This is a genomic window from Actinomadura sp. (assembly GCF_044508335.1).
Taxonomy (GTDB): domain Bacteria; phylum Actinomycetota; class Actinomycetes; order Streptosporangiales; family Streptosporangiaceae; genus Spirillospora.
This window is the reverse complement of record NZ_JBIQHY010000033.1, coordinates 49,149-60,364: the sequence shown is the minus strand read 5'-3', so window position 1 is coordinate 60,364 and position 11,216 is coordinate 49,149. Positions and strand designations below refer to the sequence as shown.

At 73.6% G+C, this 11,216-nt stretch carries 8 protein-coding genes and 1 pseudogene; 7 read left to right on the top strand and 2 right to left on the bottom strand.

What is annotated here, in order from left to right; translation table 11 throughout:
- The 5 genes and pseudogenes from ACIWVC_RS14600 to ACIWVC_RS14580 form a co-directional block, all read left to right on the top strand.
- A pseudogene (locus tag ACIWVC_RS14600) lies at positions 1-576 on the top strand (hypothetical protein); the annotation flags it as partial.
- A 150-nt stretch (positions 577-726) separates the two neighbouring features.
- Positions 727-2,718, top strand: a complete 1,992-nt coding sequence (locus ACIWVC_RS14595; RefSeq protein WP_396454222.1) for a substrate-binding domain-containing protein — start codon at positions 727-729, stop codon at positions 2,716-2,718.
- Positions 2,719-2,829: 111 nt separating this feature from the next.
- Positions 2,830-3,981 (top strand): acyl-CoA dehydrogenase family protein, encoded by a 1,152-nt coding sequence (locus ACIWVC_RS14590; RefSeq protein ID WP_396452214.1) that lies wholly within the window; start codon positions 2,830-2,832, stop codon positions 3,979-3,981.
- A 16-nt stretch (positions 3,982-3,997) separates the two neighbouring features.
- A complete protein-coding gene (fabG, locus tag ACIWVC_RS14585; RefSeq protein WP_396452215.1) occupies positions 3,998-4,753 on the top strand; it encodes a 3-oxoacyl-ACP reductase FabG in 756 nt (251 codons plus the stop codon).
- The gene (locus tag ACIWVC_RS14580; RefSeq protein ID WP_396452216.1) at positions 4,737-5,330 is read left to right on the top strand and encodes a TetR/AcrR family transcriptional regulator; all 594 of its coding nucleotides are present in this window, start codon (positions 4,737-4,739) and stop codon (positions 5,328-5,330) included. The genes fabG and ACIWVC_RS14580 overlap by 17 nt, the downstream gene beginning before the upstream one ends.
- Here the strand turns inward: ACIWVC_RS14580 and ACIWVC_RS14575 are convergent.
- Positions 5,324-6,091 (bottom strand): helical backbone metal receptor, encoded by a 768-nt coding sequence (locus tag ACIWVC_RS14575; RefSeq protein ID WP_396454221.1) that lies wholly within the window; start codon positions 6,089-6,091, stop codon positions 5,324-5,326. The two genes, ACIWVC_RS14580 and ACIWVC_RS14575, sit on opposite strands and share 7 nt — an antisense overlap.
- A gap of 15 nt (positions 6,092-6,106) precedes the next feature.
- Positions 6,107-9,325, bottom strand: a complete 3,219-nt coding sequence (gene icmF, locus ACIWVC_RS14570) for a fused isobutyryl-CoA mutase/GTPase IcmF (protein WP_396454220.1) — start codon at positions 9,323-9,325, stop codon at positions 6,107-6,109.
- A gap of 53 nt (positions 9,326-9,378) precedes the next feature.
- Between icmF and ACIWVC_RS14565 the strand changes: the two genes are divergently transcribed.
- Together ACIWVC_RS14565 and ACIWVC_RS14560 are read left to right on the top strand one after the other, a co-directional pair.
- Complete coding sequence (locus tag ACIWVC_RS14565; protein WP_396452222.1) at positions 9,379-9,909, top strand: MarR family transcriptional regulator; 531 nt, start codon at positions 9,379-9,381, stop codon at positions 9,907-9,909.
- 32 nt (positions 9,910-9,941) lie between these two features.
- Positions 9,942-11,213, top strand: a complete 1,272-nt coding sequence (locus ACIWVC_RS14560) for a hydroxyacid-oxoacid transhydrogenase (RefSeq protein WP_396452224.1) — start codon at positions 9,942-9,944, stop codon at positions 11,211-11,213.
- Positions 11,214-11,216: the final 3 nt, after the last annotated feature.

The window sequence follows — 11,216 nt, the reverse complement described above, 5'->3', positions numbered from 1 at the left end:
CGCGCGCTGGCCGCGCACGCTGCCGGGGCCGCCGTCCCGCCGCCGCCCGCCGCGCCGAGCGGGCCGCGGGGCCGGCTGGGCCGGATCCGGCGCGGGATCGTCCTGGGCGGCGCCGCGGCCGCGGTGCTGGCGCTGGTGCTGGCCCCGCTGGCGGTGATCCTGTCGTCGCTGCGGGACTCCCCCGGCGCCGTCGCGCTCCCCGCGCCGCCGCGCCGGTCCGCGCCGCCGCCCGCCGCCATGGACGAGGTGACGGCGCGGCCCGCCCCGGCCGCGCCGTCGCGTCCGGCGGTCCCGGCGGCGGACGCGCGGGCGGCCGCGGTCGCCGCGCTGGCCCGGATGCGCCGCGCGATCGACGTGGGGATGGCGGCGGGCGAGGTCAGCCCGCGGTTCGGCAGCGACCTCGCCACCCAGGTGACCACGCTGCTCAACGAGGTGGACCAGGGCGAGCCGGTGGACCTGCCGCGGCGGGTGGCGCGGCTGCGGGCGCTCATGGCGGGGCGGGCGCCGGGCGACGTGTCGCCCGGGCGCGCCGCCGGGCTCTCCGCGCTGCTCGCCGAGATTCCCGTCAGGCCCTGAACGGCCAAACCCTTGACGGACGACGCCGATGAGACGAACATCACACCTGGCCCTTCTGAGACAGATCGTTGATGTGTCTCACGAACGGCCCGTCACGACACGGCGCGACACGGCCCGGCTCCACCCCCGTCCGGGCCACGGAGGTCGGCGATGAGCGGACACGACGACGTGCCCGAGTGGGCACCCCGGAACCTGCCGGAGAGCGGCGGCTTCGACACGCCCCACGTCTTCCTCGGCGCCTCCGATCCGGGCGGCCGGTGGGAGCCGCCGCGCCCGGAGGGCGGCGAGCCCTTCGACCCCTTCCACCGCCCGGACCGGGCGGCCCGCCCGCCGGGGCCGGCGCACGCCGCGGCGAAGCCGGCCCGCCGGCACCGCGAGCCCGGCCGCCGCCCGCCGCGGCGGCTCGGCGGCGTCCTGCTCGGCCCGCTGGCGGGCGCGGTCGGCCTGGTGCTGCTCACCGGCCTCGGCGTGTACGCGTTCACCGCGGCCGGCGACGGCTGCTCCGGCGACGACGCCGTCACCGTCGGGGTCGCGGTGGCGCCGGACGTCGCGCCCGCGGTGATCCGCGCGGCGGGCCGGTTCAACGACGCCCGGCACGAGGTGGAGGGGCACTGCGCCCGCGCGCAGGTGCGCACCACCGACCCGGACGCCGTGGCGACGCTGCTGTCCGGCAAGGGCGTGGCCGGGGTGACCGAGCGGCCCGACGTGTGGATCCCCGACTCCTCCCTCTGGATCAAGCTCGTCGAGGGCTCCGGCCAGGCCGGGGCCGCGGGCGCGTACCAGGTCCTCGGCGGGATCGCCGCCACCCCGATCGTGCTGGCGATGCCGCGCGGGCTCGCCGTCCAGCTGCGGAACCTCGGGGCGCCGGAGCAGCCGTCGTGGACCGAGCTGCTCGCCGCGGCGGGGACGGCCTCCAACGCCGAGCCCGACGAGGACGCCGGGGACAGCGTGATCCCGCCGCGGCTGCTGCGGCTGCAGGTCGCCGACCCCGACCGCAGCGCCACCGGCATGGGCACGCTGATGCTGGCCAGCTCGCTGCTCGGGCGGACGCCCGGCGCGGAGGCCAAGTTCGCCGGCGTCGTGCGGACGATCAGGGAGGGCGTGGCGGTCTCGGTGAAGGCCGAGTTCGACGCGTTCGACTCCGATGTCGGCAAGGGCAAGGCGGACCGCTACCCGGTGGCGCTGGTGCCCGAGCAGGCGGTGTTCGGCTACAACTCCCGGCGCCCGGCCGAGCCGGTGGTCGCCGTGTACCCGGCGGAGGGGACGGTCTTCCTCGACCATCCCGTCGCCGTCCTGTCGAAGGACCGCGCCAAGGCGGCGGCCGCGCGGCTGCTGTGGAAGGCGCTGTCGGCCGCCGACACCCTCGACGACGTCCAGCGGCTCGGGTTCCGGACGCCCGCCGGGAGGGCGCCGACGGCCTTCTCGGCGAAGAACGGGCTGAACCCGAGCGCGCCGAGGGCGCTGCCGGAGCCGCCCGCCGCGGCGGTGCGCCGCACCATGCAGTCGTGGGCGCAGCTCGCGCTCAGCATCCGGATGCTCAGCATCATCGACGTGTCCGGCTCGATGGACCAGAAGGTCGCGCCGGGCGTGACGCGGCTGCAGGCCACGATCCGGACCGCCCAGGACGGGCTCTCCCTGCTCCCGGACGACAGCGAGCTCGGGCAGTGGGTGTTCTCCACCGAGCTGGTGGGCGACCGCGACTGGCGCGAGCTGGTCAGCGTCGGGCCGCTCGGCCAGCGGCTGGGCTCGGCGACGCGGCGCCAGCGCATGCTGAGCGCGTTCGCGCAGATCAAGGTGAAGAAGCACGGCGACACGGGCCTGTACGAGACGGTCATGGCCGCGTTCGACTACATGAAGCGGACCTACAAGCCGGAGTACGTGAACTCGATCCTGCTGTGGACGGACGGCCGCAACGAGGACCCGGGCGGCCCGTCGCTCGCCGAGACGCTGGAGCACATCCGCCGCGAGTACGACCCGGCGCGCCCGGTGCTGATCAACATGTTCGGCAACGGCGAGGACGTCGACGTCAACGAGCTGCGGCAGATCGCGCAGGCCACGCACGGCGACGCCTACGTGGCCGAGACGCCCGGGCAGGTGCAGGCCCTCTTCCTCAAGGCGCTGTCCCAGCGGGTCAGCCCATGACCGCGCGCCCGGCTCGTATTTGATTCTAGAACTTCATTCGAGTTAAGTTAGCGTTCTGTTAGCAGCACCCTGCTGATCGCACCCTGCTAGCCGAACGAGAGGGGCCACGGCGTGCGCCGCACCATCTTCAACGAGGACCACGAGGCGTTCCGGGACACGATCCGGGCGTTCATCGAGGCCGAGGTCGCCCCGGTCTACGCGGACTGGGAGAAGGCCGGCCACCCGCCGCGCGAGTTCTACTACAAGCTCGGCGAGCTGGGCGTCTTCGGCATCCAGGTGCCCGAGGAGTACGGCGGCGCCGGCGAGACCAGCTTCAAGTACCAGGCGGTGGTCTCCGAGGAGTGCGCCCGCGCGGGCGTCAGCTTCGGCGGCTACGGGGTGCACGTCAACCTCGTCCTGCCCTACCTGCTGAAGTACGGCTCGGAGGAGCAGAAGAAGCGCTGGCTGCCGCCGTTCGTGTCCGGCGAGATGATGACCGCCATCGCGATGACCGAGCCGGGCACCGGCTCCGACCTCGCCGGCATGCAGACCACCGCGAAGCGGGACGGCGACCACTACGTCCTGAACGGCGCCAAGACCTTCATCACCGGCGGCGTCCTCGCCGACCGGGTGCTGGTGGTGGCCCGCACGTCCCCCGCCACCCCGGAGAACCGCCGCGCCGGGCTGTCGATCCTCGCCGTCGACACCAGGTCCGAGGGGTACTCGGTCGGCCGCAAGCTGGAGAAGATCGGGCTGCGCAGCTCCGACACCGCCGAGCTGTCGTTCACCGACGTCCGCGTGCCGGTGGAGGACCTCCTCGGCGAGGAGGGCCGCGGGTTCGAGTACCTCACCCACAACCTGGCCGAGGAGCGGCTCGGCATCGCGACCAGCTCCTACGCCTCCGCCGCGGCGGCCGTCGAGTTCGCCCGCAAGTACGTGCAGGAGCGCACCGTCTTCGGCAAGACCGTCTCGTCGTTCCAGAACACCAAGTTCGTCCTCGCCGAGTGCGCCACCGAGGTCGAGGCGGCCCGCTCCCTCGTCGACCGCTGCATCGAGGCGCTGGACGCCGGGGAGCTCACCCCCGCCGACGCCGCCGTCTGCAAGCTGTTCTGCACCGAGGTGCAGGCCCGCGTCGTCGACAAGTGCCTGCAGCTGCACGGCGGCTACGGCTACATCCTGGAGTACCCGATCGCCCGCCTGTACGCCGACGCCCGCGTCACCCGCATCTACGGCGGCACCAGCGAGGTGCTGAAGACCATCATCGCCAAGGACCTCCAGGTCTGACGGAAGGGGAAGCGAGATGACCGACAACCGGGTCGCCATCGTCACCGGCTCGGCGCGCGGCATCGGCGCCGCCACGGCCGTCCGGCTGGCGAGGGAGGGCTTCGCCGTCGCGGTCTGCGACCTCGACGCGGCCGCCTGCGCCGGCACCGTGGAGACGATCGAGAAGGACGGCGGGACGGCCCTCGCCGTCGCCGTGGACGTCGCCGACTCCGCGGCGGTGACCGCCGCGGTCGCGCGCGTCGCCGCCGAGCTGGGCCCGCCCGCGGTGCTGGTGAACAACGCCGGCGTCCTGCGCGACAACCTGCTGTTCAAGATGTCCGACGACGACTGGGACACCGTCATGGCGGTGCACCTGCGCGGCTCGTTCCTGATGAGCCGCGCCGCGCAGGAGCACATGACGAAGGCCGGCTGGGGCCGCATCGTGAACCTGTCGTCGGTGTCGGCGCTCGGCAACCGCGGCCAGGCCAACTACTCGGCCGCCAAGGCGGGCCTGCAGGGCTTCACCAAGACGCTGGCGATCGAGCTCGGCAAGTTCGGCGTGACCGTCAACGCGATCGCCCCCGGGTTCATAGCGACGGAGATGACCGCGGCGACCGCCGCCCGCGTCGGCGTCGACTTCGAGGACTTCAAGGCCGCCGCCGCCAAGGAGATCCCGGTCCGCCGCGTCGGCGTCCCCGAGGACATCGCCGGCACGGTCGCGTTCCTGGTCAGCGACGACGCGTCCTTCGTGTCCGGCCAGGTGATCTACGTGGCCGGTGGTCCCCGCGCGTGACGAGGCGCCGCGCGGGCGGGACCGGGAGGCGACGGAGGAGTCGCTGCGGGCGGCGGCGGTCGCGCTGCTGCGCCGCGGCGGCGTCCTCGCCGGGCTGAACCTGCGCCAGGTCGCCGACGAGGCGCGCGTCAACCGCGGGCTGGTCTACCAGTACTTCGGGTCGCGGCGGTCGCTGCTGCGCTCGGCGCTGTTCCACCGGTCCCGGCCGAACGCCGAGGACGCGGTGGACGCCGCCGGGCTGCCGCTGCGCGAACGGCTGTCCCGGCTGTTCTGGACGAGCCTGCGCAACCCCGAGCCCGTCCGGCTGGCCACCCTGCTGGTGCTGGACGGCGACGACAGGCCGCGCGTCCTGCTCAACCGCGGCGCCGGCCGCGCCGGGCTCGCCGCGGAGGCCGCGCGGGGCGAGCTGCCGGTCGGGGACGTCGAGGCCGTGCAGGCGGCGATCGCGTCGACGATCTACGGGTACACGCTGCTGCGCGAGCATCTCGCCCGCGAGATCGGCCTCCCGGCGGAGGAGCTCGACAAGCGCATGGCCGAATGCGTGGAGGCCATGTTCTCCCGCCGGCCCGATCAGTAGGCCCGCGCCCCGGCGAGCTGCCGCGACAGGGCCGGCGGGGCGTCCGCCATCGACGGGCCGTACCAGGTCAGGAACCGCCCGCTGACGAGCGCGACGTCGAGGCCGGGGAAGGACTCGGGGCCGTCGTCCCCGGTGAACGCGTACGGCTCGTCGGGCAGGACGACCAGGTCCGCGCCGACCGCGTTCAGCTCGTCCAGCGGGACCTTCGGATAGCGGTCGGGATGGCCGGCGTAGACGTTGGAGACGCCCAGGCGCCGCAGGACGTCGCCGGCGAACGTGTCGCGGCCGACGACCATCCACGGCCGCCGCCAGATCGGGATCACGGCCCTGCGCGGCGCGCCCGGCGAGACGTCCGCCCAGACGCGGGACGCCTCGTCCAGCCAGCCGGGCGCCGGGACCCGGCACGCCTCGGCCAGCATGCGGCGCAGCGACGCCAGGGCCTCGTCGACCGTGCGGATCTCCGTCATCCAGACGGGGATGCCGGCCGCGCGCATGGCCGCCACGTCGGCGGGGCGGTTCTCCTCGGTGTTGCCCAGGACGACGTCCGGGCGCAGCCCGGCGATGCGCTCCAGGTCGGGGTTCTTCGTGCCCCTGACGCGCGCCACGTCCAGGCCCTCGGGGCGGGTGCACCAGTCGGTGGCCCCCACGAGCAGCTCCGGCGCGGTCACCGCGACCGTCTCCGTCAGCGACGGCACGATCGACACGACCCGGCGCACCCTCTCCGGCACCGGAACCGCGTACCCGGTGTCATCGCGAGGCATCGACACCCCCGTCGCCTACACGTTGCGCCGGTACTGCCCGCCGACCTCGAAGAACGCGTCGGTGATCTGCTGGAGGCTGCACACCCGCGCCGCGTCCATCAGCACCGCGAACACGTTCTCCCCGGCCCGCGCGGCCTCCTTGAGCGCGGCGAGCGCCGCCTCGGCCTCCCCGCGGTGCGCGGCCTGGAACGCGCGGACCCGCTCGAGCTGGGAGCGCTTCTCCTCCTCGGTGGCGCGGGCCAGCTCGATCGTCTTCGGCGTCCCGTCGTCGGCGTCCGGCGGCCGGAACGTGTTCACCCCGATGATCGGCAGGGAGCCGTCGTGCTTGCGCTGCTCGTACAGCATCGACTCGTCCTGGATGCGGCCCCGCTGGTAGCCGGTCTCCATCGCGCCGAGCACGCCGCCGCGCTCGCTGATCCGGTCGAACTCGGCGAGCACCGCCTCCTCGACCAGGTCGGTCAGCTCGTCGATGATGAACGACCCCTGCAGCGGGTTCTCGTTCATCGCGAGGCCCCACTCCCGGTTGATGATCATCTGGATCGCCAGCGCCCGGCGCACCGACTCGGCCGTCGGCGTCGTCACCGCCTCGTCGTAGGCGTTGGTGTGCAGGCTGTTGCAGTTGTCGTAGATGGCGATCAGCGCCTGCAGCGTCGTCCGGATGTCGTTGAAGTGCATCTCCTGCGCGTGCAGGGAGCGGCCGGAGGTCTGCACGTGGTACTTGAGCTTCTGGCTGCGCTCGTTGGCGCCGTACCGGTCCCGCATGGCGATCGCCCAGATGCGGCGGGCCACGCGCCCGAGGACGTTGTACTCGGGGTCCATGCCGTTGGAGAAGAAGAACGACAGGTTGGGCGCGAAGTCGTCGACGTCCATGCCGCGCGCCAGGTACGACTCGACGTAGGTGAACCCGTTGGCGAGGGTGAACGCGAGCTGGCTGATGGGGTTGGCGCCGGCCTCGGCGATGTGGTAGCCGGAGATCGACACCGAGTAGAAGTTGCGGACGCCGTTGGCGATGAACCACTCCTGGATGTCGCCCATCATCCGCAGCGAGAACTCGGTGGAGAAGATGCAGGTGTTCTGCCCCTGGTCCTCCTTGAGGATGTCGGCCTGCACGGTCCCGCGCACGGTCGACAGGACGCGCGCCCGGATCTCGGCGGCCTCCTCCTCGGAGGGCTCGCGCCCGTGCTCCTCGCGGAAGGCGTCCAGCCCCTGGTCGATGGCGGTGTTCAGGAAGAACGCCAGGATCGTCGGCGCGGGCCCGTTGATGGTCATCGACACCGACGTGGTGGGCGAGGACAGGTCGAACCCGTCGTACAGCGCCTTCATGTCGTCCAGCGTGGCGATGGACACGCCGGACGTGCCGACCTTGCCGTACACGTCGGGGCGCTCGTCCGGGTCCCGCCCGTACAGGGTGACCGAGTCGAACGCGGTCGACAGCCGCGTCGCGGGCTGCCCCTCCGACAGCAGCTTGAAGCGGCGGTTGGTGCGGAACGGGTCGCCCTCGCCCGCGAACATGCGGGCGGGGTCCTCGTTGTCGCGCTTGAAGGGGAACACCCCGGCGGTGAACGGGAACCTGCCGGGCAGGTTCTCGTTCCGCAGGAACCGCAGCAGCTCCCCGTGGTCGGTGTAGCGCGGCAGCGCGACGCGCGGGATGCGGCTGCCCGACAGCGACTCGCGGGCCAGCCTGGTGCGCAGCTCCCTGCCGCGGACCTTCACGACCTGCTCGTCCCCGGAGTAGGACTCCACGACGGCCGGCCAGCCCTCGATCAGCTCGGCGCTGCCCGGCTCGACGTCGCGGCGCGCCTTCTCCAGCAGCGCCTCGACCTCGGAGGCGTCCTCCAGCTCGGCGCGCACCTCCTCCAGCCGCTGGACGCGCCGCACCGCCTCCATCTGCCGCACCGTGCCGGCGTGGTAGGCGCGCACGGTCTCGGCGATGTCGGACAGGTACCGCACCCGGCCGGGCGGGATGATCGCCGCGGCGCCGGTGGAGGTCTTCGTCGCGACCCGCGGGAGGGCGCCGTCCCGCAGCTCCAGCCCGTGCCCGGCGAGGAGCCCGCCGAGGTGCTGGTAGAGGGCCGTCACGCCGTCGTCGTTGAAGGTGGCGGCGCTGGTGCCGAACACCGGCATGTCCTCGGGCCGCCGCCCGAACGCCTCCCGGTTGCGGACGAGCTGCCGCGACACGTCCCGCAGCGCGTCGGCCGCGCCGCGCCGCTCGAACTTGTTGATCGCGACCACGTCGGCGAAGTCGAGCATGTCGATCTTCTCGAGCTGGGACGCGGCGCCGAACTCGGGCGTCATCACGTACAGCGACACGTCCACCAGCGGGACGATCGCGGCGTCGCCCTGCCCGATGCCGGGCGTCTCCAGGATGACGAGGTCGAACCCGGCGGCCTTGCAGGCGGCGATGATGTCCTCGACGTTGTCCGGCAGCTCGCGGGCGCCCCGCGTCGCCAGGGAGCGGAAGTAGACGCGGTCGCCGTCCAGGGAGTTCATCCTGATCCGGTCGCCGAGCAGCGCGCCGCCGCCGCGCCTGCGGGTCGGGTCCACGGCCAGGACCGCGACGCGCAGCCGGTCGCCCTGGTCCACGCGCAGCCGCCGCACCAGCTCGTCGGTGAGGGACGACTTGCCGGAGCCGCCGGTGCCGGTGATGCCGAGCACGGGGACGCGGCGCGCGGCCGCGGCCTCGGCGATCCGCGCCCGGTCGCCGTCCGGCAGCCGCCCCGCCTGCAGGCAGGTGATCGCCCGCGCCAGGGCGCGGCGGTCCCCCGCCAGGACGTCGTCCGCCGGGAGCGGCTCGGCGGCCAGGTCGACGTCGCACTCGCGCACCAGCTCGTTGATCATCCCGGGCAGGCCGAGCCGCTGCCCGTCCTCCGGGGAGAAGATCCGCACGCCCGACCCGGACAGCCGCGCGATCTCCTCGTGCACGATCACGCCGCCGCCCCCGCCGAACACCTTCACGTGCTCGGCGCCGGCCTCCTTCAGGCTGCGCGACAGGTACTCGAAGTACTCGACGTGGCCGCCCTGGTAGGAGCTGATCGCCACGCCCTGCGCGTCCTCCTCCAGCACGGCGTCGACGACCTCGCGGACCGAGCGGTCGTGCCCCAGGTGCACCACCTCGGCGCCCTGGGACTGCAGGATGCGCCGCATGATGTTGATGGCCGCGTCGTGGCCGTCGAACAGCGCGGCCGCGGTCACGAACCGGACCGGGTGCCTCGGCGCGTGCAGCTCCCCCGTCACCGTCCCACCACCAAACCTTGGACTTCCAATATTTGGAAGTTAAAATAGTTTCCGTGCGCGAACCAGTCAAGACGGCATACGGTGTTGCGGTGCCCGACACCCCCGACCCCATCGCCGAGGCCCACCGCCAGTGGAGCGCCCGCTGGCCCGAGCACGCCGACCACATGGCGGCCGTCACCTCCGTGATGCGCGCCCAGCAGCTCCTGCTCGGCCGCGTCGAGGCCGTCCTCAAGCCCTACGGGCTGACGTTCGCCGCCTTCGAGGCCCTGCGCCTGCTCGCCTTCACCCGCACCGGCACCCTGCCCATGGGCAAGATGGGCACCCGCCTCATGGTGCACCCCGCCTCGGTGACCAACGTGATCGGGCGCCTGGAGCGGCGCGGCCTCGTCGGCCGCGGCCCCTCCCCCGACGACCGCCGCGTCGTCCTCGCCACCATCACCGACGCCGGCCGCGACCTCGCCGAGGAGGCCACCGCCGCGCTGAACGAGTCCGGCTTCGGCATCGCCGGCCTCCCCGCCGCGCAGGCGACGGAGATCACCGCGGCCCTGCGCGCCGTCCGCGTCTGCGCCGGCGACCTCCCCTGACCGCCGCCGCGCGGCTGTGGCACCGTGAGGGCATGGGTGATGAGACGGTCTTCACGTACGGGGCGCCGCAGCTGAAGTTCGGGGCCGGGGCGGCGGACGAGATCGGGTTCGACCTGGCGCAGTACGGGGCGCGGCGGGTGCTGGTCGTGACCGACGCCGGGGTCGCCGCGACGGGCGGGCCGCAGCGGATCGCCGACGCGATGAAGGAGTACGGGATCGCGGCCGCCGTGTTCGACGGCGTGCACGTGGAGCCGACGGACGACAGCCTGCGGCGGGCCGTGGAGCACGCGCGGGAGACCGGGCCGTACGACGCGTACGTCGCGGTCGGCGGCGGGTCCAGCATCGACACCGCCAAGGCCGTGAACCTGATGACGACCAACGACGGCGACCTCGCGGAGTACCTGAACCCGCCGATCGGGGCCGGGCGCGCGCCCGAGCGGCCGCTGCTGCCGCTGGTCGCCGTGCCGACCACGACCGGCACCGGGGCCGAGAGCACGACCGTGTGCGTGCTCGACGTGCTCGACCTGCGGGTCAAGACGGGGATCAGCCATCCGCGGATGCGGCCGGTGCTCGCCGTGGTGGATCCGGAGCTGACGATGTCGCAGCCGGCCGGGGTGACCGCGTCGGCGGGCATGGACATCCTGTGCCACGCGCTGGAGAGCTACACGGCGCGCCCGTACGACGAGTTCGCGCGCAAGCGGCCGGAGCAGCGGGTGCCGTACTGCGGCGCGAACCCCGTCTCGGACATGTGGGCGGAGAAGTCGCTGGGCCTGCTGGCCCGGTCGTTCCGGAGGGCCGTCCGGGACGGGGACGACCGGGAGGCCCGCACGGACATGGCGCTCGCGGCGACGTTCGCCGGGCTGGGGTTCGGCAACGCCGGCGTGCACATCCCGCACGCGAACGCCTACCCGATCGCGGGGCGGGTGAAGGACTTCCGGCCGGACGGCTATCCGGCCGGCGAGCCGATGGTCCCGCACGGCATGTCGGTGGCGCTGACCGCGCCCGAGGCGTTCCGCTTCACGTTCGAGGCGCGTCCCGAGCGGCACGTGCGCGCCGCCGAGCTGCTCGATCCGGGGATGGAGCGGCCCGGCGACGCGGCCGAGCACCTGCCGCGGGCGGTGCTGCGGCTGATGCGCGACATCGGGATGCCCGGCGGCATCGGCGGCGTCGGGTACGCGGAGGGCGACATCCCCGGGCTCGTCGAGGGGGCCATGAAGCAGCAGCGGCTGCTGGCGATCGCGCCGCGCCCGGTGGACGAGGACGCCGTCGCGGGGATCTTCCGGCGGTCGCTGAGCCTGTGGTGAGCC

What these genes read in the sequence shown, in the direction of transcription:
- ACIWVC_RS14595 (WP_396454222.1), top strand. Translation starts at nt 727, where the DNA reads ATGAGCGGACACGACGACGTGCCCGAGTGGGCACCCCGGAACCTGCCG.
- fabG (WP_396452215.1), top strand. Translation starts at nt 3,998, where the DNA reads ATGACCGACAACCGGGTCGCCATCGTCACCGGCTCGGCGCGCGGCATC.
- ACIWVC_RS14575 (WP_396454221.1), bottom strand. Translation starts at nt 6,091, where the DNA reads ATGCCTCGCGATGACACCGGGTACGCGGTTCCGGTGCCGGAGAGGGTG.
- ACIWVC_RS14560 (WP_396452224.1), top strand. Translation starts at nt 9,942, where the DNA reads ATGGGTGATGAGACGGTCTTCACGTACGGGGCGCCGCAGCTGAAGTTC.